This is a genomic window from Mycolicibacterium lacusdiani (genome assembly GCF_021916785.1).
GTDB lineage: Bacteria > Actinomycetota > Actinomycetes > Mycobacteriales > Mycobacteriaceae > Mycobacterium > Mycobacterium lacusdiani.
Window position 1 is genome coordinate 231,676 of record NZ_JAKCFC010000008.1, and the last position, 20,248, is coordinate 251,923.

The window sequence follows — 20,248 nt, forward strand, 5'->3', positions numbered from 1 at the left end:
GTCCTTCGAGCCGTGTAGAACTTCAGGCGTGAGCCTTCGTCTCCCCGCCGCCGCCACTGCCGTCGTCGCGCTGGTCCTGGCGGCACTCGCGTTCTCACCGGCCGCGCTCGCCGAGCCGGTCCGCACCGTCGAGCCGATCGTGGTCGCCACGATCCCGCACGACGTCGGCGCCTACAGCGAGGGTCTGGTGGCCGACGGTGCCGCGCTGTACGAGGCGACGGGGGAGTTCGGACGGTCCCAGTTGCGCCAGGTCGATCCCAACACCGGCGCGGTCATCCGTTCCGCCGACCTACCGCCCGCGTACTTCGGCGAGGGCATCGCGGTCGTCGGCGACCGGATCGTGCAGCTCCTCTACCAGAACGACGTCGCCCTCGAATGGGACGAGTCGACGTTGACGCTGATCCGTGAAGTGCCCGCCAAGCAAGGATGGGGCCTCTGCTACGACGGCTCGCGGTTGATCAGCAGCGACGGCAGCGGTCAGCTGTACTTCCACGACGTGAACACGCTGGCCCAGACCTCCAGCATCGCCGTGACCCGCGACGGGCAACCGACGACCGGCCTCAACGAACTGGAATGCGTCGACGGTCAGGTGTGGGCCGCCTCCTGGCCGAACGACGAGTTCGTGCGCATCGACCCTGCCACGGGCGCCGTCAACACCGTTCTCGACGTGAGCAGCCTGTGGCGATTCGGCACCCGCGATGCCCGGCAGGTCATCAGCAGCATCGCCCGGATCGACGGCGACGAATTCCTCATCACCGGCAAGGAATGGCCCGCGAGCTTCCGGGTTCGGGTGCCTGCGTAGCCCTCTCGTGGCTTAGTCGGCAAGGAGGTGCCAAGCCGGTACGCTGCCGATTCGGCTCCTGCGGCTCAGTGCGACCGCCCCGTCACGTGGTGAAATGGAGATCCCACTGCCCGAAGTCAGGCGCCAGCACTTCGTCGACGTCGACGCGGGTGTCCCCGACGGGAACGCCGGGCTCAGAACCGCCGATGACCACCGCCTGATAGAGCACCGCCCTCGGCTCGCGCTTTCCGTCGGACCACGCCTTCGTCTGCCACGCCCACCAGTGCCCAGCCGCGGTCGAGGGTCCGACGACCCCGTCGTCGATCGCCCACGCACACACCCGCGCATGTCCGTAGACGCCCGTGCGTCCCACCCCCAGTACCGAATTGATCCCTCGAAGCCATTGGATCGCAACGCCGTTCCACGTGTCGACGTCGATGTCCTCGTCGATGCTGAAGAAGATCGGCGCCGACTCGGGTCCACCGGCCGCGGCGTGCAGCCGCAGGGCGGTCTGAGCGTCTGCCACGCCGCCGTCGTAGCCACGGGTGTAGTCCGACGGTGTGGGCCAGCCCGGCTTGCCGTACTGGTAACAGCTGACGACGTGAAGTCCCGCGGAACGAAGCCCGTCCGCGTACTCGCGGGTGACGGGCTTGAAGTCGAAGTCGGCACCAGGACGCAATTCGGACACGTAGACCAGCGCCCCGTCGAAGCCGGCCGAGCGGATCTGGTCCGGCGACGCCAACCGGTGCGCGAAGTCGACCAGCCTGAGGCCGTTCGCCGACGCCTCGGGTCCGGACACCGTCGACGCCACCGCACCCAGAACCACGGAGAACGGCACGGCCAGCGCGTAGGTGAAGAACTCACGCCGGGACCTGTTTGGGGGCACGGCGCGATGCTAACAACGTCGACGTCACGAGGGCATCGGATCGATGGATGGGCGTCACTCTCGCCGAGCACGAGGGTTGACGAACCGTGGGTCCGAGCCGAAGCGCTTGGTCAATTCCTATCGAATCGCTTGTAGCGCAACGCGGCTCGCAAGCTCGGCAGTCAGTTGTCGCTGCTCAGCACGACGTCGACGGCCGCCTCGATCACGGCGTCGTCGGGCACCGTTCCGAACATCAACGACGGACAGGCGACCACCCCGGCGAGCATGGAGATCGCGGCTTCGAGGCGGGCGCCAGTGAACGATCCCTCGAGCATGCCGCGAATCGGCCGCTGAGCCTCGGTGTTGATCCGGTTCCGTAGCTCCCGCATCGTCTCGAACGTCGCCCACTCAGCCATGGCCGCGAGCACCCGGTCGAGCTTCCGGTCGATCACGGCTCGGCGGAACATCTTCAACTCCGCGACCAGATCGCTGCGGAGGTCACCGGAGCGCTCCTGGTGCGGCATGTCGCCAAGAGCGTCGAACGCCGTGTAAGCGAGATCCGACCGATTCGGCCAGCGGGTGTACAGGGTGCTCTTCGAGTAGCCGGCGACCTCGGCAACACGGGCGTGCGTCAGCGCCTGCGACCCCTCCTCGACCAGCAGGTGGAGAGCGGCGCGCCCCACGTCGGCGCGCGTGCGTGCGATCCGAGAGTCTTGGCGTCCTGCCTCGGGCCGCTTCTCTCCAGCGGTCGTGTCCACCTCGGTCACATCACTCCTCTGCCTTTTGGGTCGGGTTCAAGCCTGCATTGATGAACAGAATATCCAAAACCGTAAGAATTATCCACTATTGGACAGATGGTTCACTAACGTACGGTTTGTCTACCTATCCGGCTCTCTCACGAGGTGAGGCATGATTCCTGAGGAACTAACGCAAGCCCAGTTCGACACCGTCTACAACTTGTTGTCCCTCGTCATCGCCGCCCAGCTGTTCGGCGCGATATTCCTACTCGCCGCCCAGCCGCGGGTGTTGGCCCGCTACCGGCAGGCGCTGGTGATGTCCGCCATCGTGTGCGGCATCGCGGCCTATCACTACTTCCGAATCTTCGACTCCTTCAAGCACGCATTCGTAACCGAGGCCCAGGGTGGCCGAGGAACCTACGTCCAAGCGGCAGGGCAGTCGTTCAACGAGGGCTATCGCTACGTCGACTGGCTGTTGACCGTGCCACTGCTGTTGGCAGAACTCATCGTGGTGCTGGCGCTAGCACACAAGCTCCGGAACGCACTGCTGTGGCGGCTGATCCCGGCGTCGGCGCTGATGATCGCACTCGGATACCCGGGTGAGATCAGCGCGGACAACTTGACCCGCAACGTCTTCGGCCTGCTGTCGACGATCCCGTTCCTCTACATCCTGTACGTGCTGTTCGTGGAATTGACCAAGTCGCTGGACCGGCAGCCGGCCGCGGTCCGCAGCACGGTGAGCAAGATGCGCATCCTGCTGTTCGCCACCTGGGGGGTCTACCCGATCGCGTACGTAGTTCCGCTGCTGGGCATCGACGGAGCCGCCGCGTGGGTGTGGAAGCAGGGGGGGTACTCCATCGCCGACATCCTGGCCAAAGTGCTCTACGGCCTGCTGATCTACAAGATCGCGCGCTTGAAGTCCTTCGCCGACGACCCATCCTTCGCCGCCACGGAGAGCGAGCACGGTTCCGAGATCGATCAGCCCGTGACCAACGGCAGCAGGTCGTCTTCAGTGGTCCTGGAACCCCAGGACCGGCCCGCGACGACCAGCTGATCGCGTCCGTGGTGGGCGTGCACCCGCAGGCAGGCATCGCCGGGGTGCGGCCCGCCGCGGACGTTGCGGTGACGTACGCCGCAGTGTGTTCGCGATGGCTGGTGATCGGCACGGTGGCGGTGTTCGGTGGGCAGCTGTTCGGGGCGCCCTCCGTCACCGCCGTCGTGGCGCTTGCCGTGGCCGTGGTGGGCATTCTCGCCGGAGTGCCCCACGGTGCGGTCGACCATCTGGTAGCGGTGCGGTTGTCTCGCGGCCGGTCGGTTTTGGCGGTGGGTGCGGTGTACGCAAGTGTGGCCGCCGCGGCGTGGGCACTGCTGAGGTGGACCGGTCCGGTAGCGCTCGTCGCCGTGGTCGTCCTCAGCGCGCTGCACTTCGGGCTCGGCGAACTCGAGGTGTGGCGCCGGCTCACCACATGGCGCCCCGGTCGTCCGGTCGTTGCGGCCCTCGTCGTGGCGGGTGCTGGGGCGGTGCTACTCCCCGTTGCCCGCGCCGGCGATCAATTCGCGGAAGTGGCGCAGGCCGTTTCGCCGGGTCTCGCGGCGGTGATCGGAACGGCTGGGGTGCAGATCGGCCTGTCGACCGTCTGGGTCGGCGCGGCCATCGTCGTTACGGCAGCGGCGCTGCGGTCCGGCCGGGGGACGGTGGTGGTCCTCGACGTGGCACTGATCGGCACGCTGTGTCTCGTGGCGCCGCCGCTGGTCGCCTTCGCCGTGTGGTTCGGCGGCTGGCACGCCCTTCGCCATTCCGCTCGGCTGCTGGCGGTCGACCCGGGCTGTTCGGCTCTGCTCCGCGCCGGTCGGCCCAGGTCGGCCGTGATGCGGCTGGCCCGGCATTCCGCATTGCCGTCGGTCGCGGTGATAGCCGTGTTGGCCGGCCTCTGCTCGTTCACCGTGGCGGCGCCGGATCCCACCGCAGTGCTGGCCGAAGTGCTGCGTGTGCTGCTCGCACTCACGGTGCCCCACATGGTGGTGGTCTGGTGGCTGGACCGCTCCCAGGCGGGCTGAGTTTCTGCGCCACCAGGTCAATGGGTGCCCCCGGCAGGAATCGAACCTGCGGCCTTCTGCTCCGGAGGCAGACGCTCTATCCCCTGAGCTACGGGGGCGCTGGGCTTCACCAGACTGCACTGAAGCTGCGCCGTTGGGCCTCGACAGCCTAACGCATCGCCGGAGCGAGGTTCACCCCCCGGCCGCAGGCTCGTCGGCCGTAAACCGATTCGGGTCGTGACCACCTCAGACCATAGGATGGTGCCCCGTGACCCCCGCCGATCTGGCCGAGCTGCTGAAGACCACTGCCGCGGCGGTACTGGCCGAGCGCGGCCTCGATGCCGCCGCTCTGCCCGAGACCGTCACGGTCGAACGTCCGCGCAACCCCGAGCACGGTGACTACGCCACCAACCTGGCGCTGCAGCTGGCCAAGAAGGTCGGCACCAACCCGCGTGAGTTCGCCGGCTGGCTCGCCGAAGCGCTGACGTCGGCGGACGGCATCGCGGCGGCCGACGTCGCGGGGCCCGGCTTCGTCAACCTGCGGATCGAGGCTTCGGCCCAAGGCGTCGTCATCGCCAATGTCCTCGCCGCCGGCGCCGGCTTTGGGCACTCGACAGCCCTCGCCGGGACCAACGTCAACCTCGAGTTCGTCTCCGCCAACCCGACCGGGCCCATCCACATCGGCGGCACCCGCTGGGCAGCGGTCGGCGACGCCCTCGGCAGGCTGCTGAGCACCCAGGGCGCCAACGTGGTCCGCGAGTACTACTTCAACGACCACGGCGCGCAGATCGACCGCTTCGTCAACTCCCTGATCGCCGCCGCCACCGGCCAGCCGACCCCCGAGGACGGGTACGCAGGCGACTACATCGGCGACATCGCCGCGCAGGTGCTCGCCAAGGCGCCCGACGCGCTCAGCCTGTCCGACGAGCAGCAACGCGAGACCTTCCGGGCCATCGGCGTCGACCTGATGTTCACCCACATCAAGGAGTCGCTGCACGAGTTCGGCACCGACTTCGACGTCTACACCCACGAAGACTCGATGCACACGTCCGGCCGCGTCGACCAGGCCATCGCGAAACTGCGCGAGACCGGCAGCATCTACGAGAAGGACGGCGCAACGTGGTTGCGCACCACCGAATTCGGTGACGACAAGGACCGCGTCGTCATCAAGAGCGACGGCAACCCCGCCTACATCGCCGGTGACCTCGCCTACTTCCTGGACAAGCGCCAGCGCGGTTTCGACCTGTGCATCTACATGCTCGGCGCGGACCACCACGGCTACATCGCCCGGCTCAAGGCCGCGGCAGCCGCGCTCGGCGACGACCCCGACACCGTCGAGGTCCTGATCGGCCAGATGGTCAACCTCGTCCGCGATGGTCAGCCCGTGCGAATGAGCAAGCGGGCGGGCACGGTCATCACCCTCGACGACCTCGTCGACGCCATCGGGGTCGACGCCGCCCGGTACGTGCTGATCCGCAGCTCGGTCGACACGCCCATCGACATCGACCTGGCGCTCTGGTCGAGCGCGTCGAGCGAGAACCCGGTCTACTACGTGCAATACGCGCACGCCCGGCTCTCCGCCCTTGCGCGCAGCGCTGCCGACCTGAACATCGCCGCCGACACCGGCCACCTCGACCTGCTGAACCACGACCGCGAGGGCACGCTGATGCGCACCATCGGCGAGTTCCCCCGGATCCTCGAGACCGCCGTGTCCCTGCGCGAGCCGCACCGCGTGTGCCGCTACCTGGAAGACCTGGCCGGTGACTACCACCGGTTCTACGACTCCTGCCGCGTGCTGCCGCAGGGTGACGAAGAGCCCGGCGATCTGCACGCCGCGCGGCTGGCACTGTGCGCGGCAACGCGTCAGGTCATCGCCAACGGTCTGCAGATCCTAGGCGTGACCGCACCGGAGCGTATGTAATGGCACACCCCGCTGGACCGCGGCACGCGGAGGACAAGCATCACGGCGGCGCCCCCGCACGCCCCACGTCGGTCGACGAGGTCATGCTGATCGCCCCACACGTGTGGCCGCGCAACGCCGTTCGCGGCGACGGTGGCGAGTTGTCCATCGCCGGCGTGCCCGTCAGCACGCTCGCCGCCGACTACGGCACACCGCTGTTCGTGATCGACGAGGACGACTTCCGCAGCCGGTGCCGTGACATCGCCGCGGCCTTCGGCGGCGGCGAGCACGTGCGCTACGCCGCGAAGGCGTTCCTGTGCACCGAGATCGCCCGCTGGATCGACCAGGAGGGACTCTCGCTCGACGTCTGCAGCGGCGGCGAGATGGCCGTCGCGCTCAACGCCGACTTCCCGCCCGAGCGAATGGCGTTGCACGGCAACAACAAGTCGATCGGCGAGCTGACCACCGCCGTAAAGGTTGGCGTCGGCCACGTGGTCGTGGACTCGCTGCTCGAGATCGAGCGGCTGAACGCGATCGCAGGCGACGCGGGTGTGGTGCAGGACGTCCTGGTCCGGGTGACGGTGGGCGTCGAAGCCCATACGCACGAGTTCATCTCGACCGCGCACGAGGATCAGAAGTTCGGGCTGTCGCTGGCCAGTGGCGCCGCGATGGACGCCGTCCGCCGCGTGTTCGCCGCCGACAACCTGCGCCTGGTGGGCCTGCACAGCCACATCGGGTCGCAGATCTTCGACGTGGCGGGCTTCGAGATCGCCGCCAAGCGCGTCATCGGCCTGTTGCGCGACGTCGTCGCTGAGTTCGGCGTGGATAAGACCGCCCAGATCTCCACCGTCGACCTCGGCGGTGGCCTCGGCATCTCCTATCTCCCGCAGGACGATCCGCCGCCGATGGACGAGCTGGCGACCAAGCTGTGGGAGATCGTCCGCAGCGAGTCCGCCGCCGTCGGTCTGCCGTCGCCGAAGCTCGTCGTCGAACCCGGCCGCGCCATCGCCGGTCCGGGCACCATCACGCTGTATGAGGTCGGGACCGTCAAGGACGTCGCCATCGCCGCCGACAGGACCCGGCGCTACGTCAGCGTGGACGGCGGCATGAGCGACAACATCCGCACCTCGCTGTACGACGCCGAATACGACGCCCGCCTGGTGTCACGCGTCAGCGACGCATCGCCCACGCTCGCCCGCATCGTCGGAAAGCACTGCGAGAGCGGCGACATCGTCGTCCGCGACACGTGGGTGTCCGACGACGTCGGCCCCGGCGACCTCATCGGAGTCGCCGCAACCGGGGCCTACTGCTACTCGATGTCCAGCAGGTACAACCTGCTCGGACGACCCGCGGTGGTCGCCGTTCGAGACGGCGAGGCGCGGCTCGTGCTGCGCCGCGAGACCACCGACGATCTGCTCAGCCTGGAGGTATCGAAGTAATGACGGAATTCAACAGGCCCATCGGTTTGGCGGTTCTCGGACTCGGAAACGTCGGCAGCGAGGTGGTGCGCATCATCGAGGCCAGCGCCGCCGACCTCGCCGCGCGCATCGGTGCACCGCTGGAACTGCGCGGGATCGGCGTGCGCCGGGTCGCCGACGACCGCGGCGTGCCGCTCGAGCTGCTCACCACCGACGTCGAAGCGCTCGCCGCCCGCGATGACGTCGACATCGTGGTGGAACTGATGGGTCCGGTGGAGCCGGCGCGCAAGGCGATCCTCACCGCACTCGAACACGGCAAGTCCGTCGTCACCGCCAACAAGGCGCTGATGGCCCAGTCCACCGGCGAACTGGCTCAAGCCGCCGAGCATGCCAAGGTGGACCTGTACTTCGAGGCCGCGGTGGCAGGCGCGATCCCCGTGATCCGCCCGCTGACCCAGTCACTCGCCGGTGACTCGGTGCTTCGCGTCGCCGGAATCGTCAACGGCACCACGAACTACATCCTGTCGGCGATGAACGACACCGGTGCCTCCTACGAGGACGCCCTGGCCGACGCCAGCGCGCTGGGATACGCCGAGGCCGACCCCACCGCCGACGTCGAGGGATACGACGCCGCGGCCAAGGCGGCGATCCTGGCGTCCATCGCGTTCCACACCCGGGTCACCGCGGACGACGTCTACCGCGAGGGCATCACCAAGGTCAGCTCCGAGGACTTCGCGTCCGCCAAGGCGCTCGGCTGCAACATCAAACTGCTCGCCATCTGCGAGCGGCTCACCAATGACGAGGGACAGCAACGCATCTCGGCCCGGGTCTACCCGGCGCTGGTGCCGCTCGACCATCCGCTCGCGTCGGTCAACGGAGCGTTCAACGCCGTCGTCGTCGAAGCCGAGGCGGCCGGCCGCCTGATGTTCTACGGTCAGGGCGCGGGCGGCGCTCCCACGGCGTCGGCGGTGATGGGAGACGTGGTCATGGCCGCACGCAACCGGGTGCAGGGCGGGCTCGGTCCGCGCGAGTCCAAGTACGCCCAGCTACCCATCTCACCGATCGGCTTCATCCCCACCCGCTACTACGTGTCGATGAACGTGGCCGACCGCCCGGGCGTGTTGTCCGCCGTCGCAGCCGAGTTCGGCAAGCGCGAGGTGAGCATCGCCGAGGTCCGGCAGGAGGGCATGGTCGACGAGGGTGGCCAGCCGTGCGGCGCCCGCATCGTCGTCGTCACCCACCGCGCCACCGACGCCGCGCTGTCGGAGACCGTGGACGCACTGGCCGACCTCGACGTGGTGCAGAGCATCAACAGCGTGCTGCGCCTGGAAGGAACCCCCGAATGACTCGTACCGAAGCCGACTCCCGCTCCCGCGGGGCCGTCCACAAGCCATGGCCCGGTCTCATCGAGGCCTACCGCGACCGGTTGCCGATCGGTGACGACTGGACGCCGGTCACGCTCCTCGAGGGCGGCACGCCACTGATCCACGCCAAGCGGATCAGCGAGCTGACCGGGTGCACCGTGCACCTCAAGGTCGAGGGCCTCAACCCGACCGGCTCGTTCAAGGACCGCGGCATGACCGTCGCCGTCACCGATTCGGTGGCGCGCGGGCAGAAGGCCGTGCTCTGCGCCTCGACCGGCAACACGTCGGCCTCGGCAGCGGCGTATGCCGCCAAGGCGGGCATCACCTGCGCGGTGCTCATCCCGCAGGGCAAGATCGCGATGGGCAAGCTCGCCCAGGCGGTCATGCACGGCGCCAAGATCATTCAGATCGACGGGAACTTCGACGACTGCCTGGAGCTGGCCCGCAAGCTCACCGCCGACTTCCCGACCATCGCACTGGTCAACTCGGTCAACCCGTACCGCATCGAGGGTCAGAAGACCGCTGCGTTCGAGATCGTCGACGCGCTCGGCGACGCGCCCGACGTGCATGCGCTCCCGGTGGGCAACGCGGGCAACATCACCGCCTACTGGAAGGGCTACTCCGAGTACCACCGCGACTGCATGAGCGAACGGCTGCCGCGGATGCTCGGCACGCAGGCCGCAGGCGCCGCCCCGCTGGTGTCCGGTGCGCCGGTCAAGAATCCCGAGACCATCGCGACCGCCATCCGGATCGGCGCGCCCGCGTCCTGGACCCAGGCCGTCGAGGCGCAGCAGCAGTCCGACGGCAGGTTCCTGGCTGCCACCGACGAGGAGATCCTGGCCGCCTACCACCTGGTGGCCCGTTCCGAGGGCGTCTTCGTCGAGCCGGCGTCGGCCGCGAGCATCGCCGGTCTGCTGAAGTCCGTCGAGGACGGCTGGGTCGCCAAGGGGTCGACGGTGGTCTGCACCGTCACCGGCAACGGCCTCAAGGACCCCGACACCGCGCTGACCGGCATGCCGCCGGTGACGCCGCTGCCCGTCGACCCCGTCGCGGTGGTCGCCCAACTCGGACTGGCCTAGCGAGTGCCGGAACACCTACCCGTCGGGTTGGCCGCCCGCGCCTCGGTCGCCGCGTCGAGCGCGAACCTGGGGCCGGGATTCGACAGCCTCGGGCTCGCACTCGACCTCTACGACGAAATCGACGTCGAAACAACCGAATCCGGTCTCACCATCGACGTGGTGGGGGAGGGGGAGGGCCAGGTACCGCTGGACTCGTCGCACCTCGTCGTGCGCGCCATCGAGCACGGGCTGCGGGCGGCCGGAGTGTCGGCGCCGGGCCTGATCGTCCGGTGCCGCAACCGGATCCCGCACTCCCGTGGGCTCGGGTCCTCGGCCGCGGCGGTCGTCGGCGGGCTCGCGGTGGTCAACGGCCTTGTCGCGCAGACGGATTCGCCGACGCTGACTCAGGACGAACTCGTCCAACTGTCGTCGGAGTTCGAGGGGCATCCCGACAATGCGTCGGCAGCGGTCCTCGGTGGCGCGGTCGTGTCGTGGACCGAGGGCGAGGCCCCCTCGCCCAGGTACAGCGCCGCGCCGCTGCGGCTGCATCCGGACATCCATCTGTTCCCCGGGATTCCGCAGATCCGCTCGTCGACCGCCGAGACCCGCGTCCTGCTGGCGGACCGCGTCAGCCACGTCGACGCGCGGTTCAATCTCAGCCGCGCCGCGCTGCTCGTGGTGGCGCTGACCGAACGCCCCGATCTGCTGATGCAGGCGACCGAGGACCGGCTGCATCAGCCGCAGCGTGCGCCGGCGATGCCCGCGTCGGCGGAATACATCGCCATCCTGCGCCGTTACGATATTGCAGCGGTGCTTTCAGGGGCTGGACCAGCCGTTATCGCGCTCACCACCGAGCCGCGACTGCCGGCAGAAGCCCTCGAATTCGCCGCCGCCAATGGGTTCGCCGTGGAAGAGATGACCGTCGGACGGCCCGTCAGTTGGACGCCGATCGCATCGGTCTCCAACGACCGTCGGCTCGGCTGAGTCGGCTCGGCCACACGCGGAGCAGGCAGCATTCTTGCTTCCGACTCCGAAGCGGGTTATTCTCGCAATCGTCCAGCAATCGCAGCGTCTGTGCCTGCGCCGAACCATCGGACGACCATTCTTCCCCTTGGTGTTCAACACTTGTACTGACGACTAGCCGCATCGCGGCGAATCCAGGCGATCACCGTTGCGACAGGCATCGGTGGGACCTCGACATTCAGCGGTTCGGCTGAATGCAGAACCCTCGCGTGATCCCCATCAGCGAGGGAAGGAAAGGAAATCCGTGACCGATACGGACCTCATCACGGCTGGTGGAAGCAGCGACGACGTCGCCGCCCCCGAGACCGTGGCTTCACCCCCCTCCGAGACAGCGCCCACCGCTGACGTCGCCTCCGGCGACCCCGCGGGTTCCGCCGCGTCCGGTGGCCGTTCGTCCGGTGGACGCGGCGCCTCGCTCACCGCGATGGTGCTGCCCGACCTCCGCGCGCTGGCCAATCAGCTTGGCGTCAAGGGCTCGTCCGGCATGCGCAAGAGCGAGCTGGTCGCTGCGATCCGCGAACACCGCGGCGAGACCAATGGCGGCACCGCCGCCTCGGCGCCGCAGGCCACGCAAGCCGCCCCCGCGCAACCCGATGCCCAAACTGCTTCGGAGACCGCGCAAGACGGCGCCGCCGACGCACCCGCACAGGCCGCGCCGCCGAAGCGTGAGCGGCGCAGCTCCTCGCGTAGGACCGGTGCCCCGGAGCGCGCAGCCGAGTCCGATGGGGCAGCAGCCCCCGCCGCCGAGCAGAAGTTCGGCGCGAAGGCGGACCAGGCCGTCCAGGACGCCCCCGTCGAGAAGCCCGTCGAGAACGACAGGGCAGACCGGTCCGCGAAGACCGAGAAGGCTGCCGACAAGGCGCCCGAGAAGACCGAGAACTCGGGCTCGAAGGGCAGCGACGCCGACCAGGCGAGCCCGGAGACCGACGACGCCGACGATTCACGTCGCCGCCGCGGAAACGACAACCGGAATCAGAACAACCGGAACCAGAACAACCAGAACCAGAACCGGGGCGACCAGAACAACCGGGGCGACCAGAACCGGAACGACCAGAACAAGAACAACGCGTCGAACGACGGCGGCAACAACCGCAACCGCCAGAACGACGATGACGACGACGATGGCGACGGCCGCGGTGGACGTCGCGGACGCCGGTTCCGTGACCGCAAGCGCCGCGAGCGCGGTGGCGGCGGCGAGGGTGGCGGCAATGACCGCGACACCGAACTCCGCGAAGACGACGTCGTCCAGCCGGTCGCAGGCATCCTCGACGTGCTGGACAACTACGCGTTCGTCCGCACCTCGGGCTACCTGGCCGGACCCAACGACGTCTACGTGTCGATGAACATGGTCCGCAAGAACGGCCTGCGCCGCGGTGACGCCGTCACCGGCGCCGTCCGGGTGCCCCGCGAAGGGGAGAACACGGGTAACAGCAGCCAGAACCCGCGCCAGAAGTTCAACCCGCTGGTCCGCCTGGACACCGTCAACGGTGGTCCGGTGGAGAACGCGAGGAACCGGTTGGAGTTCCAGAAGCTGACGCCGCTCTACCCGAACCAGCGACTGCGCCTCGAGACCACGCCCGATCGTCTGACGACCCGCGTCATCGACCTGATCATGCCGATCGGCAAGGGCCAGCGCGCCCTGATCGTGTCGCCGCCCAAGGCAGGCAAGACGACGATCATGCAGGACATCGCGAATGCGATCACCAAGAACAACCCGGAATGCCACCTCATGGTCGTGCTCGTCGACGAGCGCCCCGAAGAGGTCACCGACATGCAGCGCTCGGTCGTCGGCGAGGTCATCGCCTCGACGTTCGACCGGCCGCCGTCAGACCACACCCAGGCCGCGGAACTCGCGATCGAGCGGGCCAAGCGGCTCGTCGAGCAGGGCAAGGACGTCGTGGTCCTGCTGGACTCGATCACCCGTCTCGGCCGCGCGTACAACAACGCGTCGCCGGCTTCGGGCCGCATCCTGTCCGGTGGTGTCGACTCGACCGCGCTGTACCCGCCGAAGCGGTTCCTCGGCGCCGCGCGCAACATCGAGTTCGGTGGGTCGCTGACCATCATCGCGACGGCGATGGTCGAGACCGGCTCGACCGGTGACACCGTGATCTTCGAGGAGTTCAAGGGCACCGGCAACGCCGAGCTGAAGCTCGACCGCAAGATCGCCGAGCGCCGGGTGTTCCCGGCCGTCGACGTGAACCCGTCGGGCACCCGCAAGGACGAGTTGCTGCTGTCCACCGACGAGTTCGGCGTCGTGCACAAGCTGCGCCGCGTCCTGTCGGGTCTCGACAGCCACCAGGCCATCGACCTGCTGATGAGCCAGCTGCGCAAGACGAAGACCAACTACGAGTTCCTGGTGCAGGTCTCCAAGACCACGCCGGGGAACATGGACAACGACTGACGTCCAGTCGCCTGACACGACACGGCCCCGCACGCTTCGGCGTGCGGGGCCGTGTCGTGTCCCGAGCCGGCGGCTAAGCCTCCGGGCCCGACCGCAGGCCCGGCATGACGTACCGCCTGACGTGCGCCAGCACGGCAGCCGGGTCGCCGACGTCGAAGTGCTCGCCGGGCACGGTGGTCAGGGACAGGATGGCCCGGGCCACCCATTCCGACGCCTCGTCGACCCGCACGGCGGCGTGCACCTCACCGGCGTCGCGCGCCGCGACGAGATAGCGCCTCCAGAACGCCGCAAGGTCGGGGACGAGTCCGTGCACCCCGGCGCCCGCGCAGGCCGCGAAGTCCTCGGGCTCCTCGACCCGCAGCTTCATCAGCAGCGCGCCAGGGTCGTCGTATGCGGACCTGCCATGGGTGATGCCCGCGGCGATCTGCTGGTCCAGGCCGTCGATCTCGGCGAGTAGGGCGTGCGACTCCGACCAGTAGGCGTCGTTGAGCCGCACGATGGCCGCACCCAGCAGCGTCACCTTGTCGGGGAAGTGGCGGTACAGCCAGCCGCGTGACACTCCGGCCACCTCGGCGATCTCGGACACCGTCGTCGACCGGATGCCCTTGGCGCGCAGGCACACCTCGGCGGCGTCGATCAGGCGGTCCCGCACGGTCGCGGAGTGGGCCCCCGAGAGGGCCGGGGTGCTGGTCAACGGCTAGCCCTTCGTCGGCACGTGCTTGGCGGGCTCATTTCGCCGCGCTGGAGATCGATTCGATGCATTCTGCCAATGGCCAGACGCTACCGTGTGTCGACCCGAGGATGGTAGACACATTGCGAGATCTGTTCACTAGCGGCGAGGTGGCCAACGATGACCGACACGCTCCAACAGTTGCTCCGCGAGCGCGCCGACGCCGACGCCACGGCGATCAGGTACGGCGACTGGACCTGGACGTGGCGCGAACACGTGGCCGAGGCCACGGCGCAGGCCGCGTCGCTGGTGGCCATGGCCGCACCCGGCAGGCCGCTGCACGTCGGCGTCCTGCTGGGCAATACGCCCGACATGCTGACCGCGCTGGCCGCCGCGGCACTCGGCGGCTACGTGCTCTGCGGCGTCAACACCACTCGGCGCGGTGACGCGCTGGCCCGCGACGTGGCCAGGGTGGACGTCCAGATCCTGCTGACCGACGCAGACCATCGCCACCTGCTCGACGGTCTCGAACTCCCGGGCGTCACGGTGATCGACGTATCCACCGAGGAGTGGGCGGACCGGGTGGCGCACGCGCCGGAGTTGGTGCCGCACCGCGAGGTCGTCGCCGACGACACCTTCATGATGATCTTCACCTCCGGCACCAGCGGTGAGCCCAAGGCGGTCGAGGTGCCGCACGCGATGGTGCTGTTCGCCGGTACTGCGCTGGTGGAGCGGTACGGGCTCGAGGCGTCCGACGTCTGCTACCTCGCCATGCCGCTGTTCCACTCCAACGCGGTCTACGCCGGATGGAGCGTTGCGCTGGGTGCCGGCGCCGCGATGGCACCCGCGACGTTCTCGGCGTCGCGCTTCCTGTCCGACGTGCGGCGCTACGGCGCCACGTACATGAACTACGTCGGCAAGCCGCTGGCCTACATCCTGGCGACGGCCGAGCAGTCCGACGACGTCGACAACCCGCTGCGCATCGCGTTCGGCAACGAGGCGGCCGACCGCGACATCGAGGAGTTCGGCCGACGCTTCGGGTGCACGGTGTGGGACGGGTTCGGGTCGACCGAGACCGCCGTCATCATCACCCGACCCGAGGACTGCCCGACCGGCTCGATCGGGAAGGGCTTCCCGGGCGTTGCGATCTACGACCCGGAGACCGTTCGGGAGTGCGAGGTGGCGAGGTTCGACGAGACCGGTGCGTTGCTCAACGCGGACGCGGCGACGGGCGAGCTGGTCAACACCGGAGGCAGCGGCCTGTTCCGTGGCTACTACAACGATCAGGGCGCCACCGATCAGCGGATGCGGCACGGCATGTACTGGTCGGGCGACCTCGCCTACCGCGACGCCGACGGCTGGATCTACCTCGCCGGCCGCACCGCCGACTGGATGCGGGTCGACGGCGAGAACCTCACGACGGCGCCCATCGAGCGAATCCTGTTGCGGTTGAACGCAATCAGCCGGGTCGCCGTCTACCCGGTGCCCGACGAGTACGTGGGGGACCAGGTGATGGCCGCGATCGTGCTGCGCGACGACGCCACGCTGTCGCCGGAGGAGTTCGCCGCGTTCCTCGCGGCCCAGCGCGATCTGTCGCCCAAGGCGTGGCCGCGCTTCGTGTGGCTGGCCGACGACCTACCCAGCACGGCGACCAACAAGATCCTCAAGCGCGAACTCGTGGCACTCGGCACCGATGCCGCGGGCAGGGTGCTGTGGAAGCGCGACGGCAAGGCATTTCACGTGCTCGGCGACCGCACGGTCAGCAGTACGGATCGGTGATCTCGCGCAACGACATCAACATCTCGCGTAGTCGGCGGTAGGCCTCTGGCCCGACGTGCGTGCGCCACTCGTCCTCGACCTTGGCGACCTCGGCCGCGGCGGCGGCGCAGAGCTTCTCGCCCCTCGCACTGAGCGTGATCAGGCGGGCCCGTGCGTCCGCGGGATCGGTCGTGCGCACGACGTAGCCGCTGCGTTCGAGTTCGTCGACCAGTGCGCCCGCCGTCTGCTTCGTCACCTGGGCCTGCTCGGCAAGGTCGGTGACGCGGATGCCGCGTGGGCTCAGCCGCTGCACGATGCGGCACTGAGCCACCGTCAGGTCGTCGAACCCGGCCGTGCGGAGCGCCTCGAAGATCTGGGTCTCGGCCGCCCGATGCGCGATGAACAACAGCGTCGCGGTGTTCGGCGGATCGGTCACGCCATTGACTTTAGTACGGATCCCTGTCTAATTTAGACAGGAAACCTGACTATCGGAGGGCCGGCATGAACACCGACGAGACCTGGCACTGGATCGATCAGCAGCGCGCCGACCTCGCGGACTTCCTCGCGACCCTCACCGACGACGAGTGGTCGACGCCCTCGCTGTGCGCGGGTTGGACCGTGCGTGACGTGGCCGTACACCTGACCCACGGGCACACTCCCTTGGCACGGATGGCCTGGGAAGCGCTGCGCTCCGGATTCCGCTTCAACCACATGATCGCCCGGGTCGCACGCGAGGACGCCAGCACGCCGGAGGAGATCGTCGCGGCGCTGCGCGCGATGGTGGGCGGTCGGCGACGACCCCCGGGCACCGCCGTAGCCGACCCGCTGCTCGACGTCCTCGTTCACGGCCAGGACATCGCGGTCCCGCTCGGCGTGGACCGGCCGATGCCCATCGCACCCGCGATCGTCGCCGCCGAGCGGTTGTGGGCCATGGGATTTCCGTTCAACGCCCGCAGACGGTTCGGCAACATGTCGTTCACCGCCACCGACGCGCCACTTCGGCTCGGATCCGGCGACGCCGTGACGGGGGCGGTACGCGACATCGTCCTGGTGCTGGCCGGCCGACGCATCGGTCTCGGCGGGTTGTCGGGGCACACGGCCGCCCTGGCGTCCGCGTTGGATCACGCGGAATAGCGGCCGGTCTGCGGGCGTTTATGACACTGGCGGCTGACCTGGCATAATGGGCCGTCGACCTCGGTTCCGGTTCACGTCTGATGTCTCCCAGGTCAGGGAGCAGGCGACCCGGCGGCCAACGACTGAAGAGGACTTAGAGATGAAATCGGGTATTCACCCCACGTACAACGAGACCACCGTGGTCTGCGGCTGTGGCAACACCTTCCACACGCGCAGCACCAAGGACAGCGGCCAGATCACGGTCGAGGTCTGCTCGCAGTGCCACCCGTTCTACACGGGCAAGCAGAAGATCCTCGACAGCGGCGGCCGCGTCGCTCGCTTCGAGAAGCGCTACGGCAAGCGCAAGGCCGGCAGCGATGCCGGTAGCGAAACCGCAAGCGCCGACAACTAGCTACGTCAACGGCGCCCGATCCGTCGCATCCGCGACGGGTACGGGCGCCGTTCTCGTTTCAATGGACGGTATGGGACGGAGGCACCCGTGAGCGAGAACGCTCCCAAGATCGAGGCACTGTTGGCCGAGCACGCCGACCTCGAACGGCAGCTCTCCGACCCAGCCCTGCACGCCGACGCCGGTGCGGCCAAGCGAGTCGGGCGCCGCTTTGCGCAAGTCGCGCCGATCGCGTCGACCTACCGCAAGCTCGAGACTGCCCGCGGTGACCTCGACACGGCACGCGAGTTCGCCGCCGACGACGAGTCGTTCGCCGCCGAGGTGCCCGAACTCGAGGCGCGCGTCGCCGAACTCGACCGCCACCTCACCGATCTGCTCGCCCCACGCGATCCCCACGACGCCGACGACGTCGTGCTCGAAGTCAAGTCCGGCGAGGGCGGCGAGGAATCGGCACTGTTCGCCGCCGACCTCGCCCGGATGTACATCCGCTACGCCGAGCGGCACGGCTGGACGGTGACCGTGCTCGACGAGACCACCTCGGACCTCGGCGGCTACAAGGACGCCACGCTCACCATCGCCAGCAAGGGCGATTCGGCTGACGGCGTCTGGGCGCGACTGAAGTTCGAAGGCGGCGTACACCGGGTCCAGCGCGTGCCGGTCACCGAATCCCAGGGTCGCGTGCACACCTCGGCCGCCGGCGTCCTGGTGTATCCGGAGCCCGAGGACGTCGCCGAGGTCCAGATCGACGAGTCCGATCTCCGCATCGACGTCTACCGCTCGTCGGGCAAGGGTGGACAGGGCGTCAACACCACCGACTCCGCGGTCCGCATCACCCATCTGCCGACCGGCATCGTCGTGACGTGCCAGAACGAGCGCTCGCAGTTGCAGAACAAGGCGCGCGCCATGGTGGTGCTCGCCGCCCGTCTCCAGGCGCTCGCCGAGGAGCAGGCGTCTGCCGACGCGTCGGCGGACCGCGCCAGCCAAATCCGCACCGTCGACCGCAGCGAGCGCATCCGGACGTACAACTACCCGGAGAACCGCATCGCCGATCACCGGATCAACTTCAAGTCGCACAACCTCGACCAGGTGCTCGACGGCGACCTGGATCCGCTCTTCGACGCGTTGGCCGCCGCCGACAAACAGGCGCGGTTACAGGAAGCGTGAGTTCGATGCGGCACGCCGTCGCGCAGGCCTCGGACGTGCTCGCGGCGGCCGGGGTCGGTAGCGCGCGAGCCGACGCCGAACAGCTCGCCGCACACGTCGCCGGCGTCGACCGCGGGCGGCTCTTCCTGACCGAACCCGACGACGACTTCTACCCGAGGTTCCGGGAACTGGTCGACGCGAGGGCGCGGCGCATCCCGCTGCAGCACCTCATCGGTTCCGCGGCGTTCGGGCCCGTCACGGTCGGCGTCGGCCCCGGGGTGTTCGTGCCGCGACCCGAGACCGAGTCACTGCTCGAGTGGGCGATGGCGCAACCGCTGCCGGAACGCCCGGTGATCGTCGACCTCTGCACCGGATCGGGCGCACTCGCCGTCGCGCTGGCGCGGGCGCTGCCGACGGCCACCGTCATCGCCGTCGACGACTCGCCGGAGGCGCTGGCCTACGCGCGCCGCAACGTCGCCGGGACCGCGGTCGAACTCGTCGCGGCAGACGTCACCGCCGACGGTTTGCTCGCCGGCCGCGACGGCGTGGTCGACCTGATCGTCGCGAATCCGCCCTACATCCCCGACGGGGCGGAACTCGAGTCCGAGGTCGCCGACCACGACCCGCACCACGCCCTGTTCGGCGGTCCCGACGGCATGGCCGTCATCGAGCCGATCGTGGCGCACGCCGTCCGACTGCTGCGCCGCGGCGGATGGTTAGGCGTCGAGCACGACGACACGACCTCCGGCGCGACGGCCGCGGTGTTCGACCGCAGCGGGGCCTTCACCGACGTCACGCCCCGGCGCGATCTGGCCGGACGGCCACGCTTCGTCACCGCGACGCGGGCCGGGTGAGAAGCTGGGACCCGACATGACGACGTTCGACTGCTCCGACCCCGACACCCGCGCGACCGGCATCGCGTCGGCCGTCAGCGCGTTGCGAGGCGGCCGCCTCGTCGTGCTGCCGACAGACACCGTCTACGGCATCGGCGCCGACGCCTTCAACGGATCGGCCGTCTCCGCGCTGCTCGCCGCGAAGGGCCGTGGCCGCGACATGCCCGTGCCCGTCCTGGTCGGCTCCTGGCACACCATCGACGGCCTGGTCTACTCGGTGCCCGGCGCGGCGCGCGAACTCATTCGCGCGTTCTGGCCGGGCGCGTTGAGCCTGGTCGTGCGGCAGGCACCGTCGCTGCATTGGGATCTCGGCGACGCCGACGGCACCGTGATGCTGCGGATGCCGCTGCACCCGGTGGCAATCGAGTTGCTGCGCGAAGTGGGGCCGATGGCGGTCTCGAGCGCGAACATCTCGGGGCAACCCGCCGCCGTCACCGCCGCCGAGGCCCACGAGCAGCTCGGCGATCTGGTGGAGGTCTACCTCGAGGCGGGAACGTCCGCCCGGCAGGCCGCCTCGACGATCGTCGACCTCACGGGGGCCCGTCCGCGCCTACTGCGGCAGGGGCCGATCACCGCGGATGCCATCGCGGAAGTGCTCGACATCGAGGCCGAGTCGCTCACCGACGCACCGGACTGAGCGAACCCGACGGGTTCGTCGCTCTCAGCGAGGTCGAGTAC

General features: G+C 68.9%; 19 protein-coding genes and 1 tRNA gene. 15 read left to right on the plus strand and 5 right to left on the minus strand.

What is annotated here, in order from left to right; genetic code table 11:
- Nucleotides 1-28 precede the first annotated feature (28 nt).
- Nucleotides 29-802 (plus strand): glutaminyl-peptide cyclotransferase, encoded by a 774-nt coding sequence (locus LOK44_RS22615; protein WP_237572326.1) that lies wholly within the window; start codon nucleotides 29-31, stop codon nucleotides 800-802.
- 82 nt (nucleotides 803-884) lie between these two features.
- On the opposite strand, the gene LOK44_RS22620 is transcribed toward LOK44_RS22615, so the two are convergent.
- Nucleotides 885-1,625, minus strand: a complete 741-nt coding sequence (locus tag LOK44_RS22620) for a DUF1906 domain-containing protein (protein ID WP_237572372.1) — start codon at nucleotides 1,623-1,625, stop codon at nucleotides 885-887.
- 203 nt (nucleotides 1,626-1,828) lie between these two features.
- Nucleotides 1,829-2,413 carry a TetR/AcrR family transcriptional regulator gene (locus tag LOK44_RS22625; protein WP_237572327.1) on the minus strand — a complete coding sequence of 195 codons (585 nt, stop codon included), beginning with the start codon at nucleotides 2,411-2,413 and terminating at the stop codon, nucleotides 1,829-1,831.
- Between the two features lie 142 nt (nucleotides 2,414-2,555).
- Between LOK44_RS22625 and LOK44_RS22630 the strand changes: the two genes are divergently transcribed.
- Together LOK44_RS22630 and LOK44_RS22635 are read left to right on the plus strand one after the other, a co-directional pair.
- Nucleotides 2,556-3,437, plus strand: coding sequence for a bacteriorhodopsin-like (locus LOK44_RS22630; RefSeq protein WP_237572328.1), 882 nt, complete (start codon nucleotides 2,556-2,558; stop codon nucleotides 3,435-3,437).
- 8 nt (nucleotides 3,438-3,445) lie between these two features.
- Nucleotides 3,446-4,441 (plus strand): beta-carotene 15,15'-dioxygenase, Brp/Blh family, encoded by a 996-nt coding sequence (locus LOK44_RS22635; protein ID WP_237572329.1) that lies wholly within the window; start codon nucleotides 3,446-3,448, stop codon nucleotides 4,439-4,441.
- Between the two features lie 25 nt (nucleotides 4,442-4,466).
- On the opposite strand, the gene LOK44_RS22640 is transcribed toward LOK44_RS22635, so the two are convergent.
- A tRNA-Arg gene (locus tag LOK44_RS22640) sits at nucleotides 4,467-4,539 on the minus strand.
- A 149-nt stretch (nucleotides 4,540-4,688) separates the two neighbouring features.
- Here LOK44_RS22640 and argS point away from each other — a divergent pair.
- The 6 genes from argS (at nucleotide 4,689) to rho (ending at nucleotide 13,584) form a co-directional block, all read left to right on the plus strand.
- Nucleotides 4,689-6,341 carry an arginine--tRNA ligase gene (gene argS / locus LOK44_RS22645; RefSeq protein WP_237572330.1) on the plus strand — a complete coding sequence of 551 codons (1,653 nt, stop codon included), beginning with the start codon at nucleotides 4,689-4,691 and terminating at the stop codon, nucleotides 6,339-6,341.
- Nucleotides 6,341-7,759 (plus strand): diaminopimelate decarboxylase, encoded by a 1,419-nt coding sequence (gene lysA, locus LOK44_RS22650; RefSeq protein WP_237572331.1) that lies wholly within the window; start codon nucleotides 6,341-6,343, stop codon nucleotides 7,757-7,759. The genes argS and lysA overlap by 1 nt, the downstream gene beginning before the upstream one ends.
- Nucleotides 7,759-9,084 (plus strand): homoserine dehydrogenase, encoded by a 1,326-nt coding sequence (locus LOK44_RS22655; protein ID WP_237572332.1) that lies wholly within the window; start codon nucleotides 7,759-7,761, stop codon nucleotides 9,082-9,084. Before lysA ends, LOK44_RS22655 begins: the two co-directional genes overlap by 1 nt.
- On the plus strand, nucleotides 9,081-10,181 hold the full coding sequence (gene thrC / locus LOK44_RS22660) for a threonine synthase (protein ID WP_237572333.1): 1,101 nt from the start codon (nucleotides 9,081-9,083) through the stop codon (nucleotides 10,179-10,181). The genes LOK44_RS22655 and thrC overlap by 4 nt, the downstream gene beginning before the upstream one ends.
- A gap of 3 nt (nucleotides 10,182-10,184) precedes the next feature.
- On the plus strand, nucleotides 10,185-11,144 hold the full coding sequence (gene thrB, locus LOK44_RS22665) for a homoserine kinase (protein ID WP_237572334.1): 960 nt from the start codon (nucleotides 10,185-10,187) through the stop codon (nucleotides 11,142-11,144).
- Nucleotides 11,145-11,427: 283 nt separating this feature from the next.
- Nucleotides 11,428-13,584 carry a transcription termination factor Rho gene (rho, locus tag LOK44_RS22670; RefSeq protein WP_237572335.1) on the plus strand — a complete coding sequence of 719 codons (2,157 nt, stop codon included), beginning with the start codon at nucleotides 11,428-11,430 and terminating at the stop codon, nucleotides 13,582-13,584.
- A 73-nt stretch (nucleotides 13,585-13,657) separates the two neighbouring features.
- Here the strand turns inward: rho and LOK44_RS22675 are convergent, their stop codons facing one another.
- Nucleotides 13,658-14,278: a TetR/AcrR family transcriptional regulator gene (locus LOK44_RS22675; protein ID WP_237572336.1), complete on the minus strand. Its 621-nt coding sequence runs from the start codon at nucleotides 14,276-14,278 to the stop codon at nucleotides 13,658-13,660.
- A 156-nt stretch (nucleotides 14,279-14,434) separates the two neighbouring features.
- Here LOK44_RS22675 and fadD1 point away from each other — a divergent pair, with 156 nt between their 5' ends.
- Nucleotides 14,435-16,033 carry a fatty-acid--CoA ligase FadD1 gene (gene fadD1 / locus LOK44_RS22680; protein ID WP_237572337.1) on the plus strand — a complete coding sequence of 533 codons (1,599 nt, stop codon included), beginning with the start codon at nucleotides 14,435-14,437 and terminating at the stop codon, nucleotides 16,031-16,033.
- On the opposite strand, the gene LOK44_RS22685 is transcribed toward fadD1, so the two are convergent.
- Nucleotides 16,014-16,448: a MarR family winged helix-turn-helix transcriptional regulator gene (locus LOK44_RS22685; protein WP_237572338.1), complete on the minus strand. Its 435-nt coding sequence runs from the start codon at nucleotides 16,446-16,448 to the stop codon at nucleotides 16,014-16,016. The genes fadD1 and LOK44_RS22685 overlap by 20 nt on opposite strands.
- A gap of 65 nt (nucleotides 16,449-16,513) precedes the next feature.
- Between LOK44_RS22685 and LOK44_RS22690 the strand changes: the two genes are divergently transcribed.
- The 5 genes from LOK44_RS22690 to LOK44_RS22710 all read left to right on the plus strand — a co-directional run bounded on the left by LOK44_RS22690 (nucleotide 16,514) and on the right by LOK44_RS22710 (nucleotide 20,207).
- Nucleotides 16,514-17,146: a maleylpyruvate isomerase family mycothiol-dependent enzyme gene (locus LOK44_RS22690; RefSeq protein ID WP_237572339.1), complete on the plus strand. Its 633-nt coding sequence runs from the start codon at nucleotides 16,514-16,516 to the stop codon at nucleotides 17,144-17,146.
- 139 nt (nucleotides 17,147-17,285) lie between these two features.
- Nucleotides 17,286-17,537 (plus strand): 50S ribosomal protein L31, encoded by a 252-nt coding sequence (gene rpmE / locus LOK44_RS22695; RefSeq protein ID WP_237572340.1) that lies wholly within the window; start codon nucleotides 17,286-17,288, stop codon nucleotides 17,535-17,537.
- A gap of 87 nt (nucleotides 17,538-17,624) precedes the next feature.
- Complete coding sequence (gene prfA, locus LOK44_RS22700; RefSeq protein ID WP_237572341.1) at nucleotides 17,625-18,698, plus strand: peptide chain release factor 1; 1,074 nt, start codon at nucleotides 17,625-17,627, stop codon at nucleotides 18,696-18,698.
- Nucleotides 18,699-18,703: 5 nt separating this feature from the next.
- Complete coding sequence (gene prmC / locus LOK44_RS22705; RefSeq protein WP_249784035.1) at nucleotides 18,704-19,531, plus strand: peptide chain release factor N(5)-glutamine methyltransferase; 828 nt, start codon at nucleotides 18,704-18,706, stop codon at nucleotides 19,529-19,531.
- 16 nt (nucleotides 19,532-19,547) lie between these two features.
- A complete protein-coding gene (locus LOK44_RS22710; RefSeq protein WP_237572343.1) occupies nucleotides 19,548-20,207 on the plus strand; it encodes an L-threonylcarbamoyladenylate synthase in 660 nt (219 codons plus the stop codon).
- Nucleotides 20,208-20,248: the final 41 nt, after the last annotated feature.

Coding starts and splice junctions, on each gene's coding strand:
- LOK44_RS22630 (WP_237572328.1), top strand. CDS start 2,556: ATGATTCCTGAGGAACTAACGCAAGCCCAGTTCGACACCGTCTACAAC.
- lysA (WP_237572331.1), top strand. CDS start 6,341: ATGGCACACCCCGCTGGACCGCGGCACGCGGAGGACAAGCATCACGGC.
- LOK44_RS22655 (WP_237572332.1), top strand. CDS start 7,759: ATGACGGAATTCAACAGGCCCATCGGTTTGGCGGTTCTCGGACTCGGA.
- thrC (WP_237572333.1), top strand. CDS start 9,081: ATGACTCGTACCGAAGCCGACTCCCGCTCCCGCGGGGCCGTCCACAAG.
- fadD1 (WP_237572337.1), top strand. CDS start 14,435: ATGACCGACACGCTCCAACAGTTGCTCCGCGAGCGCGCCGACGCCGAC.
- LOK44_RS22690 (WP_237572339.1), top strand. CDS start 16,514: ATGAACACCGACGAGACCTGGCACTGGATCGATCAGCAGCGCGCCGAC.
- rpmE (WP_237572340.1), top strand. CDS start 17,286: ATGAAATCGGGTATTCACCCCACGTACAACGAGACCACCGTGGTCTGC.
- prmC (WP_249784035.1), top strand. CDS start 18,704: ATGCGGCACGCCGTCGCGCAGGCCTCGGACGTGCTCGCGGCGGCCGGG.
- LOK44_RS22710 (WP_237572343.1), top strand. CDS start 19,548: ATGACGACGTTCGACTGCTCCGACCCCGACACCCGCGCGACCGGCATC.